A 16022-nucleotide genomic window follows, 5' to 3' on the forward strand; every position below is an offset into this window, starting at 1 on the left:
CCGTATTATTTGCAAAGTGCATAGGTATCTCTTGCGATAGCAAGCTCTTCGTTTGTGGGAACAACCATAAGAGTTACCTTGCTGTCTGCACCGGAAATGATCTCTTCCTTACCGCGAACCTTATTGGCCTCTTCATTGAGAGTAGCTCCGATAAACTGTAACTTATCGCAGATGAGCTTACGAACAAAGCCGCTGTTCTCGCCAACACCTGCTGTAAAGCAGATAGCATCTACTCTTCCTAGGGCAGCCGTATAAGATCCGATATATTTAACCACTCTGTATACGAAAGCATCTACAGCACGCTTAGCTGCGGGATTTCCGGCAACGTATGCATCCTCGAGATCTCTGAAGTCAGAAGAAAGATCGTTCGAAAGTCCAAACACGCCGGACTTCTTATTAACAAGATTCATAACGTCGGCAACGGTTGAATTCTCTTTTTTCATAATAAATTCAACTACAGAAGGATCGATATCTCCCGTTCTGGTTCCCATGATAAGCCCCTCAAGAGGTGTAAGTCCCATTGAAGTATCGATGCACTTACCGCCGTCAACTGCTGAAAGTGAAGCACCGTTTCCAAGGTGACAAACAATAACCTTAAGATCCACAGCATTCTTGCCAAGAATCTCAGCCGCTCTCTTACTTACGAAAGAATGGCTTGTTCCGTGGAAGCCGTATCTTCTGATTCCGTATTTTTCGTAATATGAATAAGGAAGACCATAGATATAAGCCTCCTCAGGCATTGTCTGATGGAAAGCCGTGTCAAATACCGCAACCATGGGAACACCGGGCATAACCTTCTGACATGCTCTGATTCCGATAAGATTGGCGGGATTGTGAAGAGGTGCAAGATCGCTCACATCCTCGATGGCCTTGATAACTTCATCATCTATCACAACAGACTTGGTAAACTTCTCTCCGCCGTGAACGATACGATGTCCGACAGCGCCGATCTCATCGAGTGAAACAACACCGTCTTCTTTATTTGTAAGAGCTTCGATAACAAGCTCGATAGCTCTGTTGTGGTCGGGCATAGGTGATTCCTTTGTAATCTTGTCCTTACCTGCGGGAGTATAAACTATGCGACTTCCGTCAATACCTATTCTCTCGCAAAGACCTTTGCAGATAACATCTTCGGAAGCTGAATCTATAAGCTGAAACTTAAGTGATGAGCTTCCACAATTGATAACCAGGATTTTCATAACTAGCGTAACCTCTTTTCGTACATTTTTTATTTATGATATCATAATAGTTAGATATCGTATCATTATCATATTCACTGAAAGCGCTTTCACATGAATACAATAGGAATTATAGCCGAATTTAATCCTTTTCACAATGGGCATTTGCATCTTATAAACGAGTGCAAAAGGCTGACGGGTGCCGATAAATGCATAGTTATAATGAGTGGCGACTTCGTTCAGCGAGGCGCTCCCGCTCTTACAGACAAATTCACAAGAGCCAAAACAGCGATTTCCTGCGGTGCGGATCTCGTTCTTGAGCTTCCTGTTTATTACGCTACCGGAAGCGCTGAATACTTTGCAAGAGGCGCAGTTTCTATCCTTGATAAATTGGGAGCAGTCGACTACCTATGTTTTGGAAGCGAATGCGGTGATATAGACGCGGTAAGCATAATTGCCGGCATATTAAGCGCCGAGCCTCGTATCTATAAAGAAGCTCTGTCAAAAGAACTAAAGAAAGGAAGCAGCTTTGCTTCGGCGCGGGAGAAAGCTCTTTTATCCGTTCTTGAAGATGAGTCTTTTACAAAAAAGAATCCCATAAAGCTTTCCACGACCAAGTTAAAAGAAATAATCTCTTCCCCCAATAACATTCTGGCCATCGAATACGTGCGTGCTCTTAAGCTTTTTAAAAGTAAGATAAAGCCATTTACGATAAAAAGAGAAGGCGACGACTACAAGTCAGAGGCGCTCTCACAGATTCCGAGTGCGATGGCTATCAGAAATACCATATTTAATGATATTTCTAATAAAAAAGAGCTTAAGAAAATGCTCAAAGCTTCTATACCCAAAGAAGCGCTTGAACTGCTTTTATCAAAAGAAACAGGTTTTGTAAGCAGCAACGATTTCTCCGATATCATGCGCTATAAACTGCTTCAAAATGCTGATAAAGGTTTTGAAGAATACGTTGATGTAACAGAGGATATCTCAAATAAGATCATAAAGAATCTCGATGAATATGTGGATTTTGAAAGCTTTTGCATGAAGATAAAGTCAAAAGACATCACATATTCAAGGATAAGCCGGATCTTAATACATATCCTGCTTGATATCAAAAAGGACGCCATGAATGAATACGCCGGTGATTCTTATACGGGATATGTCAGGATCCTGGGACAAAAGGCGTCCGCAAAAGATCTTTTGTCAGAAATAAATAAGAAAACCAAGCTTCCTGTACTCAACAGACTAAAAGATGCTCCGCATAAGCTAAACACGCTTCAGATGAGGCTTTTTGAGGAGTCTCTTAATGCAGGAAGGATTTACAACATAGTAAATAAGCAAGGTTACAAAAACGAATATCGCTTAAAGCCAGTAATCATGTGATTGCAGCCGTTTTATTATCGTGATAACATTAATCTATGGGAATTTAAATCAGTAAATTTCGGAGGATAAAATGGGTCTTCAAACGATAGCCAAGGGGCAGATTCTTCACAAAGCGGGAAATGACAGCGTTAATACCATAGAAGTCCTTGTCAAAGGTAAATTCAAGGTATACGATCAGTATTCACAAGTCGTACTTACCGTCGGTGGACTTTTGGGCATTACCGAGATCCCGGGAAAAGAATATTCGTTTACCTATGAGGCTCTTGAGGACAGCGCCGTATACTCCTACCCTTTCAATTCGGATGAAGACGTTGAAGTCGTGATCAGGTCCAATCCAAAGATCGCATCGATACTTTCATCACAGGCTTCCGACAGCGTATATCAGTTTTTTAACGCTTACGATAAGCTCTACGATGATGCTCTCGCTGAGTATGAAAAGATAAAGTCAGATTACGCAGACTACCCTGTTTTATGCATAAAAGCAGGTGAAACTCCGATCTCTTTTGAAAAGATAGATCTTCTTATTCCACCCGAAAGAACCGATAAGGTCTCCGAATGGGAATTCAATATGGTTAAGAGTCTTAAAGAACAGGAGGTCAATCTAAAAAAGTTCTTTTACCCTCTTAATATTGATATCTGTATCGGTGTCGTTATGCTTGCGCTGGAACGCTGCAGGCTTATTGTTGATGCTTCAAGATTTATTGTCGCATACAGAAAACAGCTTAAGAGAAATACAACCGACTTTACAACAACAATGAAAATGATCAACGGAAAGCTTGAAAACATGGCTTCTTCCGACTCAGAAGGCGGTTCATCCGATATCGTGATCGTAAATGCTCTTAGCACGATCATTAGCTACTCTAAGGTTGCTCCGGAGATTGCCGCAAAATTTGAGGATCGGATACATAAATTCAAAGCTAACGATAATCGCTATGATTCCGCTGATGAAGCAAGGAGTCTTAGAAGGAAGCTCTCTTCCTCTTTCTATGATGTATTTAAAGGTGCCTTTCTCCACAGCCTTGAAGACAACGACATACCGATAGAGCTAAAGATGTTCTTTATGTTCGGCTTTGTCGATGAAGAGCTTGCCGGTGATAAGAACACCCGGATTCTCTGCAACATGGCAAGGGCATATGTTCCGGATCCTGAAGGCAATGTCCTTCTGTTATATGAATGGCTTAAGAAAGTATATGCACTTGAGGTTGAGCCTTCCAGAAACGAATTCGACCAGGATTGGCCTACATATCTAAGAGAACAAAAGGCAACGGGAAATCTCAATCAGGCACAGATCGATGCGATGACGGACGATCCGCTGAGCAGACTTGAGTTCGAGATAAATAACCTCTTTAGTCTCGGAAATCGTATGACTTTCGGACGTATATCTTCTTTCGTGCCCGTATTTGATTCAATGAATGTGTTAAGGCCATTGGATATGGCGTATATTACCGCATCCAAGATAAACGAATTCTATAGCTATATAAGGAACATAGACTACGGCGTATTCTGCAGACAGGCGCTCTACTCCAACCCGGAGATCGGTATCACTCAGCTCTTTTACGCAGAAGATGTAACTCCGTATATGATCCTCATGCCCAATATCGGAAGCCGAGCTTCTTTGTGGCAGGAAATCGAGGGTAAAAAGAGAAGCACTAAAGCCAGAATGCTTGTTTCCATATTCAATACAGAAAATACCGAGGAGTGCATGATCAAGCTCTTTGGCGAGTTCAGATGGGAAATGTGTAAGACCGAGCAGGGCGTACATTGGAACGATGTGACAGATCCTTCGCTCACATCAATGTACTGCGATTACCTGCAGTTCTTTAAAAAGAACTCCTCTCTCTCACCTGAGGTAAAAGAAAAGCTTAAGCTCGACCTTAAGAAATTCAGCAATAATTATAAGAACGTATTTATCGCGGATTACCTTGCTTATGTAAAGTACGAATCCGCCGGATCGCCCAGACTTAACAAGGTAAGTCGTGAGATCCTGTTTACGTTCTGCCCGTTCTCGAAAGATATAAGAGATGCGATCGCGGAGAATCCGCAGTACAGAGATCTTATAAATCACTTGGCTTCGCATAATTCTAATCTTTCCAAGCCGCTTCTTAATCTTAAGAACAAGCTTATCCGAGACGGTATCCAGGTTCCCGAGGTACTTTCAGGACAGATCGAATATCTGGAAAGCAGATAATATTTTGCACATTAAATATAAAAAAGAGGCTGTTAATAAGCTCCCACTTTATTGGGAAGTTTATTAACAGCCTTTATATTTGTTATTTTATTTTAGGATTTGATAGCGCCGTCAACAAGTCCGCCCATGATCTGCTTCTGCGCAAACAAGAACAGAATGATCATAGGTATTATTGCAAGAAGCGCTGCGGTCAGGATAAGATCCCACTGCTTAACGTAAGAACCCACAAAAGCCTGAACCGCCACGGGAAGCGTCTTGACCTTTCCGTTGTGACCAAGCATAAGTGACGGAAGCAGGTAATCGTTCCATATCCACATACCGTTAAGAATGGTAACCGTCACAACAGGCGGCTTCAAAAGAGGAAGAATAATATTAAAATATGTCCTCTCCGGTGAGCAGCCGTCGATGGATGCAGCTTCCTCAAGCTCAAACGGCACTGTCTTGATAAATCCGGTAAGGATAAATACCGTCATGGCACCACCAAATCCAAGATATGCAAATATGATTCCCGGAAATGACTGAAGCATGCTTATACCAAGGAACTTTCCGACATCTCTGAATGTAGAGATAAGAGGAAGCATAACTACCTGGAACGGAATGATCATTGACGCAATAAAAGTCATGTAGATAAATGTCGACCATTTTGTCTTATTGCGACAGATTACCCATGCTGCCATTCCTCCGAATAGAGCCAAAAGAACCAGCGAAACTATCGTAACTACAGCTGATGTCATGAAAGCCGACCAAAAGCTGAAGTTTGAATTGTTTATAACAGAAACAAGATTGTTGTGCAGCTTAGTTAATGACATTCCTGATACGCTTACAGGATTTGCCACTATATCATTGGCGCTTCTGAATACGTTTATGACAACAAGCGCAAACGGGAATAAAACGTATATCGCTATTATCAGGAATATATACCTTATCAAAATACCCAAAGGTGTAAGCTTTTTTACCATTACATCTCCACCTCCCTCTTGTTAGAAATTCGCACCTGTATGATCGAAACTATCGACAGGATGATGAAGAACAAAACAGCCTTGGCCTGACCCATTGCGTAGTTGTTCTTGGTAATCGCAGTATTGTAAATATTAAGCGCAAGCATCTGCGTACCGTTTGAAAGATACTGCCCCATAAAATCCTGCACTGATCCGGTTCCGTTTGTAAGAGCCATATTTACATCAAACTGTTTAAAAGCAGACTGCAGCGTTAAGAATGTACATATTGTAATAGTCGAAGCTATCATCGGAAGCTTGATCCTAAAGAATGTCTGGACCGCATTGGCTCCGTCAATAGCCGAAGCTTCTATAACATCTGTCGGAACGGTTGTAAGTCCCGTGATATAGATCATCATTATATAGCCGGCATACTGCCAGATATAAACCAGAACAATAGCCATGAAACCTGTATTATATTTTGAAAGCATTGAACTGTTATAGTTAAATGCATCTAATGTCCACTTGAGAACTACATTGTTAAATATGAATTGCCAAATATAGCCAAGTACAATACCACCAATAAGATTGGGAATGAAATATGCGGCTCTGAAGAATCCCACCGCACGTATCTTACTCGTACATAAAACCGCTAAAACAAGGCCGATAACATTTACGGCGATCATATTGATAATTACAAATACCACAGTTATGATAAGTGACCAAAGAAAGCTTGGTTCGTTGAACATATCCGTATAATTCTTAAGCCCCACAAAACCTGTCATTCTGATTCCGTTCCAATCGGTCGTGGAATAAAAAAGTCCGAGACCAAACGGAATTATAACGGTAACGGCAAAACAAAATAATAACGGGAATAAAAATATAACGTTGATTATTGCTTTATGATGCTTTTGAGTCGGAATAAAATATAGCCCTGTAAAAAACAAAATGATACCCAGGATCAACATTGCTCCCCTGAAGCTAAAATCTATACGTAATATATCAATGATCAAAGAAACAACAATACTTGAAAGTCCTGCCAATAACACAAGTATCGATGTGACAAGCCGAGCCGACTTATTGCTTTTCATTAGGTAGACCCCCTTTATTTATAAACATAGGATGGGCTGTCATATGGCAACCCATCCTCAAAGTTTATAGTTTAAGATTACTTAGCATATGCCTGCTCAGTTACCTGCTTAAAGATCTGGATGAATCCGTCTTTATCAATTGTTCCCGAAGCAAAGTCTGCAAAAACCTGACCTGTGTAATTCTGTGCATAGCCGTCTGTCATGTTAAGCCAGTGCCATGCGGAAGTCTTTCCTGCAGCTGTGTAGTCAGAAATGGTCTGAGCAAAAGGATCGTTGGCAACAAATGTGCATGACTTGAAGGGGCTGATGAAGCCTGCTTCCATAACGAGAACTTCCTGTGCGGGATCAGTTGTAAGCCACTGTAAGAAAGCCTCTGCCTCCGCAACATTACCATCCTTGTAAACTGCCCACCATGAAGGTGAATTTGTAAGGATTGTATCCATACCGTCTTCGAAAGCATAAGGAGCCATTCCGCACTTGAAGTTTCCAGCCTGTGCATATGCATCCTTATCATCTGTAGTCATTGTCGCACCAATCCAAGATCCCTGAGTAACAAATGCATACTTACCTGATGCAAAGTTGAGGATCTGCTGATCGTAAGTACCCGAAACAAGAAGTGCCTGATCTGAATACTTGTTGAAAAGCTCAACCATATCAGCGAAATCAGCAAATCTCTTCTCATCAAGTTTTCCGCCGTCGTTAAGCATGTCAATGTAAGTTGTATCCTCTCTCTTTAATCCGGAATCAAGATATGTTCCGAAGAGATGGTTACCGGTTGACCAATAAAGGTTAACGGGCTCAGCAAAATATCCGATTACAGCTGTAAGACCAAGCTCATCCTTCTTGGAATCAAGAGTCTCAAAAGCAGCCTTCATCGCTGCGGGACTTGTGATCGAAGCGGGATCAACGCCTGCTTTCTCAAGAATGTCTGCATTATAAGCAAGACCTACAGCCTCTGTTGTGTAAGGGAAACCAACGGTTCCGTCAGCACTTACATAAGCGGCATCGGTATCTTTAACCCATTCCTGATCGCTCATATCCTGAAGCAAACCATCCCAGTTGTTAAAATCAGCTTCTCCACCGCATACAAAAACGTCAGGCATATTGTCAGATTGATAGTAAGCTTTCAGCTCCCCCTGAATATCAATACCGCCGCCCATTGACTCAATCTCAACATGGACGCCTGATTCCTTCTCATACATCTCAGCGAGCTTCTTGAGCTGTGAATCAACCTCAATCTTTCCGTTAACCACGCGGATTGATTTTCCTGATGATGCACTTGCCGCTCCGGCTGATCCTGTGCTTGTGGAATCGGTTGTTGCGCCGCTCTCGGCACCTCCGCATCCCACGAGGCTTATTGCCATAAACCCTGCAACCATAAGTGATAATAACCTTCTTCTCATAATCTTCCTCTCCTTTAATACATTTATTTATAGAGCCAAGACTCTACCAAACTAAATTATTTGTTCAGATTGATTTCCCAAACTCCGGCAAACCAAGGTGGAAGCTTTATATCTTTTTGAAGCTTTACATTTTCATTATCAGAGATCAATAAAGCCGCTTCATCTTTAAAATCCACAGGAACTCTGTATTCAGTTTCCTTGCTGCTTACATTGCATATCACCAACAATGTTTTATTATTCAGTTTTCTGAGATAAACAAATACATTTTCGTCTTTCGGATCTAATAATTCATATTCACCATATACTATTATATCTGACCAATCGCTATTACGCCTAATATTAATCAGTCTTTTATAATAATTATATACTGAATCTTCATCATCAACTTCTGCCTTGGCGTTAATCTTCTCGTAGTTGGGATTGACCATGATCCAAGGTTTTCCGGTTGTAAAACCGGCGTTCTCGGATGAATCCCACTGCATGGGCGTTCTGGCATTATCTCTGCCCTTTGCTTCTACCGCCTTCATAAAGTCGTCTTCGGTTCTTTTACCCGAACCGACTATGTCCTTATATGCATTTATCACTTCGATATCTCTGCAGTTATCGATCTTTCCAAACCTGCAGTTGGTCATACCAAGCTCTTCGCCCTGATATACATAAGGTGTACCTTTCATCATATGAAGAATTGTAGCGATACACTTTGCGGACTGAGGTGTTTCATCTCCAAGCCTGGATACTATTCTCGGCTGATCGTGATTATCCCAGTAAAGAGAATTCCATGCCTTTCCTTCAAGCTCATACTCCCATTTGGTTAGGTTTTCCTTAAGATCGGGTAAATAGAATCTCTTTGTTGTCCACTTACCGTTTTCATCATAATCAAGGCCCATATGTTCAAACTGAAATACCATATTAAGCTCAGTCTGATCGTCAGAAGCGTACTTCTTGGCTTCGCCTATCGTAACTCCTGCGCATTCTCCGACAGTCATGATGTCATATTTTGAAAGAACTCTTTTATTCATCTCTTTCAGATAATCATGTACATGCGGTCCGTTAGTAGTATTGGCAAGATCTCCGTATTTACTTCCGGGCCAAACCTTTCCGTCGGGAAGCCCCTCAACTTTAGAGATCATGGAAATAACATCCATTCGAAATCCGTCGATTCCCTTATCGCACCACCAGGTCATCATGTCAAATACTTCATCTCTTACCTTGGGATTGTCCCAGTTAAGATCGGGCTGCTTTTTGGAAAAACAATGAAGATAATACATCCCCGTTGTCTCATCAAACTGCCATGCACTTCCGGAAAAACAGCTTCCCCAGTTATTGGGTTCTTTGCCGTTCCTTGGCTCTCTCCATATGTAATAATCTCTCTTGGAATTGTTCTTGGATGAGCGGCTCTCTATGAACCATTTATGCTCATCGGATGTATGATTTACAACCAGATCCATAACGATCTTGATACCATGTTCATGCGCTTCCTTAAGGAGCGCGTCGAAATCATCCATAGTTCCGAAATCGTCCATGATATCTCGATAATCGGATATGTCGTATCCGTTATCATCGTTAGGTGATTTATAGACAGGGCTTAGCCAGATAACATTGATACCAAGGTTCTGAAGATAATCAAGTTTACTTCTGATACCGTTTAGATCACCGATACCGTCTCCGTTGGAATCACAAAAACTTCTCGGATAGATCTGGTATACAACACTCTCTTTCCACCACTTCTTTTCCATGTTGTCCTCCAAAGCACTTCGCTTTAGTTACGCGAATAACTATCTAAATTCAAGGTAACTCAGTCATTGTACCATGTCAACGGTTATGCGCATAACTATTAAAGCTATACATGTTATGGAGGATATTTTTAGACATTTTTCACAATGCCCTTGTTGATTCTCTTATAACAAGTTCAACCGGCATCTTTATATTATGTTCAACTTCTTTTCCTTCGATCATTCTAAGCATGCTATCTACGGCATATTTAGCCTTCTTCTCGATGTCCTGACTAACTGTTGTTATTTTCGGAGTACAGATTGTTGAATAATTGATATTATCATATCCCGAAACCGATATATCCTCGGGAACTCTCACACCTTTACTCTGAAGGAAATTTATGACCTGAAGAGCATAGAAATCCGAAACGCAGAAAATGGCAGTTTTCTCGAGCATCAATGGATACATCCTGTTAAGCCCCTCTGTCATCTCCTCTTTTTGGATATCTATTATAAAATGGGATTTTTCATCGATCGGTATTCCGGCATCTTCAAAAGCCTTACGAAAGCCTCTCCATCTGTGCCTGTCAGCCTCATAATCGGTATCGTCTATCATGGCAACATTTCTGTGCCCTGCGCTTGCCAAAAACTTTCCGGTTATATAACCGCCGTTATAATCATCCACAAAGATCTGAACCAGCTTATTGTATTCATAGACAAAAGAGGCATCGATAGTGACAACGGGCTTTAGATACTGGCTTGATATATCTACCATGACATCCTTGTGATGATTACAAAGGATAAGTCCGTCAAGATTCCAACGCATAGCATCCTTTAGAATCTCATCCGATTTCTGGTTTAATATGATCAATATATATTTATCATTCTTTCTGAATTCACTTTCAAGATATGCAAAAAATGCACCAAAATAAGGGTCTGAAAGAATGTTCTTCTTATCCTGCCCGTTCGCGACCGCAACGCCGATAAGTCCCGAGCTTCTGCTTACAAGAGACATCGCCGATTGATTGGAAACATATCCGCTTGAAGCTATCTCTTTTTCAATCTTCTCTCTGACCGCAGGAGAAACCTTATCCGTTCTTCCGTGTATAACATAAGAAACGGAGGCAGTGCTGACTCCGCACTTCTCCGCAATATCCTTGATACGAACCATTACTATAACCCTCCTGTTTTTAGTTATACGCATAACCTATTTACCTGTCAAGCTTTCTGTGATACTTTCAAATTAAAATAAAACTGTATTTTATAAATAACGGGGGTTAATCCTATGGAACGCAAATGGTGGCATAACAAAATCGCATATCAGATCTATCCCAAGAGCTTCATGGATTCTAACGGTGACGGAATCGGCGATATCAAAGGTATTATAAGTAAACTGGATTATTTTAAAGAGCTTGGAATAGATATCCTATGGCTTTCTCCGATCTATAAGTCTCCCCTTGCAGATCAGGGCTATGATATCTCGGATTACTACGATATTGACCCTCGCTTTGGAACCATGGAGGATCTTGATGAGCTTATCGCAAAGGGAAAAGAGCTAGGGATCGGCATCGTTATGGATCTTGTCGTAAATCACTGCTCAGATGAGCATGAGTGGTTTAAAAAAGCCTGTGAAGATCCCGACGGACCTTACGGAAAGTTCTTTTATATCGAGGATCATAAAGAAGGTCAGCCCTTCCCCTGTAACTGGCGAAGCTACTTCGGCGGTTCATGCTGGGAAAAGCTCCCTGGCCACGATGACAAGATATACCTCCATGTATTTCATAAAAAACAGCCTGACTTAAATTGGGAAAATCCCCTTCTTCGCAAGGAAATCTATAAGATGATCAATTGGTGGCTCGATAAAGGTATTGCCGGTTTTAGGATCGATGCAATCATCAACATCAAGAAAAAGCTCCCTTTTTCCGATTATCCCGCGGACAGAGACGATGGGCTTTCCTCGATGGACAACATGCTTAAGGAAGCTGTCGGCATCGGTGAATTCCTAGGCGAGATGGCAAGAGAAACCTTCCGAAAGTATGACGCCTTTTCTGTCGGCGAAGTCTTTAACGAGAAGGATTCCGAGCTTCCTCTTTTCATCGGCGAGAACGGCTATTTTTCATCCATGTTTGATTTCTCGACGACACATCTTGATGAAGAAAGCAAAACTCGATACGAGGAAAAAGAAATAACCGCAAACGAATACAGAGATGCGATTTTTGCAAATCACAAAAGAATTGAAGGCATAGGCTATCTGTCAAACATCATCGAAAACCACGATGAGCCGCGAGGTGTATCAAGATATATCAAAACTTCCGACTTATCGGAGCACAGTAAAAAAGCCCTTGCCGGAATTTATTTCCTTCTACCCGGAATTCCTTTTATCTATCAGGGTCAGGAAATTGGAATGGAAAACCTTAAAACTTCCGATATAGACAGCACAGACAAGCTTGATGACTGCGCCAATGCAGATATTTACAACACTGCTATAAACGCCGGTCTTTCGGAAAAAGATGCTCTTAATGTACTTATCAAGCACTCCAGGGACAATGCGCGAACACCTTTCCAGTGGTCATCGGAAGCTCATGCAGGCTTTAGTACCGCCAATCCCTGGCTTTTGGTTAATCCAAATTATAAGAAGATAAACCTGGAAGCCCAGAAAAAAGACGATGATTCTGTATTTAATTTCTACAAAGAACTGATAGCTTTAAGAAAAGACCCGGAATACACAGATACGTTTGTTTATGGCAAATTTACACCCATGTATACCGACATGGATAATCTTATCTGCTACAAGCGCACCGGTAATAAGACTATTATTATTTATACCAATTATCAGGCAAAAGAAATTGATATTAAGCTTGAATCACCTATCAAGACGATCCTTCTTTCAAACAGCAAAGAAGTGCGTTTCAATGAAAAAGAACTGCATCTGAACGGATATGATCTTGTGGTAGCGGAAGTTTAAGAGCAAAAATATGCATTATTATAGGGGCTGAATGATCAGCCCCTTTTTTATTATATTTATAACGTCACTCCACGTTTCCAGATCGCCATATCGTGGAAACCTGCTATCTCGCTTTTTACTTTTTCTCCCGATGCAACGCGAAGAATCTGAACAAAAAGCTCATCCGTAAGATAATCAAATGAGCAGCCGTTTAGGATCTTGCCTGCATTGTAATCGATCCACTTTTTCTTTTTCTCTGCAAGTGTGTTATTGCTTGCTATCTTAAGAGTAGGTACGGGACAGGCAAATGGTGTTCCTCTTCCGGTTGTGAAAAGAACTATCTGAGCCCCCGATGCCGCCAATGCCGTTGCGGCACATAGATCGTTTCCCGGAGCGCACAACAGATTAAGACCTGTCTTTTCAGTAACTTCGCCGTATTCAAGGACATTCATAACGGGATACCCGCCTGATTTCTGCGTGCATCCAAGTGATTTATCTTCAAGAGTCGTTATTCCGCCCTGCTTATTTCCCGGAGACGGATTCTCATAGATCGGCTCACCTTGCTTAGTAAAATAATCCTTAAAGCCGTTTATCATCGAGACTGTATCGTTAAATATAGTCTCGTCTTTGCATCTGTTCATAAGTATTGTCTCGGCTCCAAACATCTCGGGAACTTCTGTTAATATCGAAGCTCCTCCATGCTCTATTATCCTATCGGAGATTCTTCCGACAAGAGGATTTGCCGTAATTCCGGAAAAGCCATCACTTCCGCCGCATTTAAGTCCTATCGTAAGCTTGCAAGCATCGACTGTTTCTCTTACATCCTCCGAAGCCGCATCAATCAGCTCTTTTAACAAAACAAGTCCTTCTTCCATCTCATCTTCGGAATCCTGGCAGACAAGGAATCTCACTCTTTCTCTGTCATATTCTCCAAGATAAGGCTTAAGGACATCTATATTGCTGTTCTCGCAGCCAAGTCCAAGAACCAGCACACCTCCTGCATTTGGATGCTTAATAAGGTCTTTTAATATAATCCTTGTGTGTTCCTGATCGTCGCCGGTCTGAGAACAACCGTAATTATGAGTAAAAGCGACTACTTCGTCTATGCTGCCTTTTATATAATTGCCGGCTATCTTGGCGAGCTTGGTCGCAATATTGTTAACGCATCCAACTGTAGGTATTATCCAGATCTCATTCCTAATGCCTACTTTGCCGTTTTTTCTGACATAGCCGTTGAAGGTAGCTCTTTTTGAAGACATCTTTGAAAGCTTTTCTTCGATATCGGCCTTTTCCGGACTATATTTATAATCAAGGATTCCCTCCAGATTAGTAGCAAGATTATGCGTATGAACCCATCTTCCGGCTTTGATAACCTCGGTCGCATGTCCTATCGGATAACCGTATTTAATTACGTCTTCGCCTTTATTAATATCTTTTATCGCAATCTTGTGACCGGGTTCGATCTTATCAAGAGCTGTTATCTCGCCAACTCCCTCAACAAGTACGACCTCACCCTTTACTATAGATTCAAGACAAACAACAACGTTGTCGGCAGAATGAATCTGTAATGTTTTAGCCATATAAATCCCCTTCATACATAAATGTAAGCATTTACATTTTTATATTATATTTTCGTGCCTACATCGTCAACAAGTTTTGCAATGGTTTTAAATAAATACCACTTGTATAATATTCCTGATAATTAATGTAAAGGCTTACATAATTTTATAAAAAACACTATAATTAAAAGCGGAGGGTTATTACTAAATGAAGAAATTTATGGACAAGGATTTCCTCTTACAGAGCGAGGCTGCCAAGACTCTGTATCACGATTATGCAGAAAACATGCCTATTCTCGATTACCACTGTCACATCAGTCCCAAAGAGATAGCCGAGGATCGTCACTTTGAGAACATAACTCAGGTTTGGCTCGGCGGAGACCACTACAAATGGCGTCTCATGAGATCTTTCGGCATTGATGAGAAGTACATAACAGGAGATGCATCCGATAAAGATAAATTCCTCATGTTTGCCAAATGTATGGGAAAAGCAGTCGGACACCCCATTTACCACTGGGCACATCTGGAACTAAAGAAATATTTTGGTTATAATGGAATCCTGAATGATAAGACAGCTGAGGAAGTATATGATATCTGCAACAAAGTGCTTCAGGATCCCGATATGAGTGCCCGTAAGCTCGTTAAGATGTCAAATGTAACCCTCATCTGTACTACAGACGACCCGGTTGATTCACTTGAATGGCACGACAAGATCAGAGAAGATGCTTCTTTTGATGTTAAGGTATTACCCGCTTGGCGTCCCGACAAGGCTATGAACATCACTAAGCCCGAGTTCGTCAGCTATATGCAGACACTTTCCGATGTAAGCGGTATCAAGATTGATTCCTTCAAGTCACTTAAGGAAGCTCTCAAGATCAGACTTGATTACTTTGCTTCAAAGGGCTGCAATGTCACTGACCATGCACCTTCATACGTAATGTACCATCCCGCTTCCGGCGATAAGATCGAAGAGATCTTTGCTAAAAGAATGCGCGGTGAAGAGCTTACTTCAGAAGAAGAGCTTCAGTATCAGACAGCTTTCCTTCTCTTTGAAGGTGAAGAGATCGGTAAAAGAGACTGGGTGATGCAGCTTCACTTTGGTTGCAAGCGCAATAACAATACAGCAATGTTTAACAAGATCGGTCCCGATACAGGATACGATGCGATCGATGCTTACTACCCTATGGGCGAGCTTGCCGATTACCTTGATGCTCTTGCACAGAAGAATGTCCTTCCCAAGACTATACTTTACAGTCTTAACCCCAATGATCTTATGATCATCAACACTATGCTAAACTGCTTCAACGAGGCTCCAAATGTTGCCAAGATCCAGCAGGGAAGCGCATGGTGGTTCAACGATACCAAGCTTGGTATGGAACAGCACTTAAAGGCTGTTGCCGAGTCAAGTAACCTGTCAGGTTTCGTAGGAATGCTCACGGATTCAAGAAGCTTTACTTCCTACACAAGACATGATTACTTCCGCAGAATCCTCTGCAACTATCTTGGTTCACTCGTTGATAACGGCGAATACCCTGAGGAAGATATGGATATTCTCGGTGAGATTGTAAAAGATATTTCATACAATAATGCTGTAAGGTATTTCAAATTTCCTTTAGAAACGAGATAAGAATG

General features: G+C 41.5%; 11 protein-coding genes. 4 read left to right on the forward strand and 7 right to left on the reverse strand.

Annotated elements, in window-relative coordinates; translation table 11 throughout:
* Nucleotides 1-5: 5 nt before the first annotated feature.
* A complete protein-coding gene (locus D6856_RS00785) occupies nt 6-1199 on the reverse strand; it encodes an acetate/propionate family kinase (RefSeq protein WP_120685335.1) in 1194 nt (397 codons plus the stop codon).
* Between the two features lie 93 nt (nt 1200-1292).
* Here D6856_RS00785 and D6856_RS00790 point away from each other — a divergent pair, with 93 nt between their 5' ends.
* Both D6856_RS00790 and D6856_RS00795 read left to right on the forward strand, forming a co-directional pair.
* Complete coding sequence (locus tag D6856_RS00790) at nt 1293-2558, forward strand: nucleotidyltransferase (RefSeq protein ID WP_120685336.1); 1266 nt, start codon at nt 1293-1295, stop codon at nt 2556-2558.
* A 70-nt stretch (nt 2559-2628) separates the two neighbouring features.
* A complete protein-coding gene (locus D6856_RS00795) occupies nt 2629-4746 on the forward strand; it encodes a Crp/Fnr family transcriptional regulator (protein WP_120685337.1) in 2118 nt (705 codons plus the stop codon).
* 92 nt (nt 4747-4838) lie between these two features.
* Here the strand turns inward: D6856_RS00795 and D6856_RS00800 are convergent, their stop codons facing one another.
* The 5 genes from D6856_RS00800 to D6856_RS00820 form a co-directional block, all read right to left on the reverse strand.
* A complete protein-coding gene (locus tag D6856_RS00800; protein WP_120685338.1) occupies nt 4839-5705 on the reverse strand; it encodes a carbohydrate ABC transporter permease in 867 nt (288 codons plus the stop codon).
* On the reverse strand, nt 5705-6772 hold the full coding sequence (locus D6856_RS00805; RefSeq protein ID WP_120685339.1) for a carbohydrate ABC transporter permease: 1068 nt from the start codon (nt 6770-6772) through the stop codon (nt 5705-5707). Before D6856_RS00805 ends, D6856_RS00800 begins: the two co-directional genes overlap by 1 nt.
* A 77-nt stretch (nt 6773-6849) precedes the next feature.
* Nucleotides 6850-8175, reverse strand: coding sequence for an ABC transporter substrate-binding protein (locus D6856_RS00810; protein WP_120685340.1), 1326 nt, complete (start codon nt 8173-8175; stop codon nt 6850-6852).
* A 56-nt stretch (nt 8176-8231) separates the two neighbouring features.
* A complete protein-coding gene (locus D6856_RS00815; RefSeq protein WP_120685341.1) occupies nt 8232-9911 on the reverse strand; it encodes a glycoside hydrolase family 13 protein in 1680 nt (559 codons plus the stop codon).
* Between the two features lie 139 nt (nt 9912-10050).
* Nucleotides 10051-11058: a LacI family DNA-binding transcriptional regulator gene (locus D6856_RS00820; protein ID WP_158588787.1), complete on the reverse strand. Its 1008-nt coding sequence runs from the start codon at nt 11056-11058 to the stop codon at nt 10051-10053.
* 114 nt (nt 11059-11172) lie between these two features.
* Between D6856_RS00820 and D6856_RS00825 the strand changes: the two genes are divergently transcribed.
* Nucleotides 11173-12852, forward strand: a complete 1680-nt coding sequence (locus D6856_RS00825) for an alpha-glucosidase (protein ID WP_120685343.1) — start codon at nt 11173-11175, stop codon at nt 12850-12852.
* 56 nt (nt 12853-12908) lie between these two features.
* Here D6856_RS00825 and D6856_RS00830 read toward each other — a convergent pair whose 3' ends face one another.
* A complete protein-coding gene (locus D6856_RS00830) occupies nt 12909-14411 on the reverse strand; it encodes a UxaA family hydrolase (protein ID WP_120685344.1) in 1503 nt (500 codons plus the stop codon).
* A gap of 187 nt (nt 14412-14598) precedes the next feature.
* Between D6856_RS00830 and uxaC the strand changes: the two genes are divergently transcribed.
* A complete protein-coding gene (gene uxaC / locus D6856_RS00835; RefSeq protein ID WP_120685345.1) occupies nt 14599-16017 on the forward strand; it encodes a glucuronate isomerase in 1419 nt (472 codons plus the stop codon).
* The last annotated feature ends 5 nt before the right edge of the window (nt 16018-16022 follow it).

The sequence above is a fragment of the Butyrivibrio sp. XB500-5 genome (genome assembly GCF_003625505.1).
GTDB lineage: Bacteria > Bacillota > Clostridia > Lachnospirales > Lachnospiraceae > Butyrivibrio.

Coding starts and splice junctions, on each gene's coding strand:
- D6856_RS00785 (WP_120685335.1), bottom strand. CDS start 1,199: ATGAAAATCCTGGTTATCAATTGTGGAAGCTCATCACTTAAGTTTCAG.
- D6856_RS00790 (WP_120685336.1), top strand. CDS start 1,293: ATGAATACAATAGGAATTATAGCCGAATTTAATCCTTTTCACAATGGG.
- D6856_RS00795 (WP_120685337.1), top strand. CDS start 2,629: ATGGGTCTTCAAACGATAGCCAAGGGGCAGATTCTTCACAAAGCGGGA.
- D6856_RS00800 (WP_120685338.1), bottom strand. CDS start 5,705: ATGGTAAAAAAGCTTACACCTTTGGGTATTTTGATAAGGTATATATTC.
- D6856_RS00805 (WP_120685339.1), bottom strand. CDS start 6,772: ATGAAAAGCAATAAGTCGGCTCGGCTTGTCACATCGATACTTGTGTTA.
- D6856_RS00810 (WP_120685340.1), bottom strand. CDS start 8,175: ATGAGAAGAAGGTTATTATCACTTATGGTTGCAGGGTTTATGGCAATA.
- D6856_RS00815 (WP_120685341.1), bottom strand. CDS start 9,911: ATGGAAAAGAAGTGGTGGAAAGAGAGTGTTGTATACCAGATCTATCCG.
- D6856_RS00820 (WP_158588787.1), bottom strand. CDS start 11,058: ATGGTTCGTATCAAGGATATTGCGGAGAAGTGCGGAGTCAGCACTGCC.
- D6856_RS00825 (WP_120685343.1), top strand. CDS start 11,173: ATGGAACGCAAATGGTGGCATAACAAAATCGCATATCAGATCTATCCC.
- D6856_RS00830 (WP_120685344.1), bottom strand. CDS start 14,411: ATGGCTAAAACATTACAGATTCATTCTGCCGACAACGTTGTTGTTTGT.
- uxaC (WP_120685345.1), top strand. CDS start 14,599: ATGAAGAAATTTATGGACAAGGATTTCCTCTTACAGAGCGAGGCTGCC.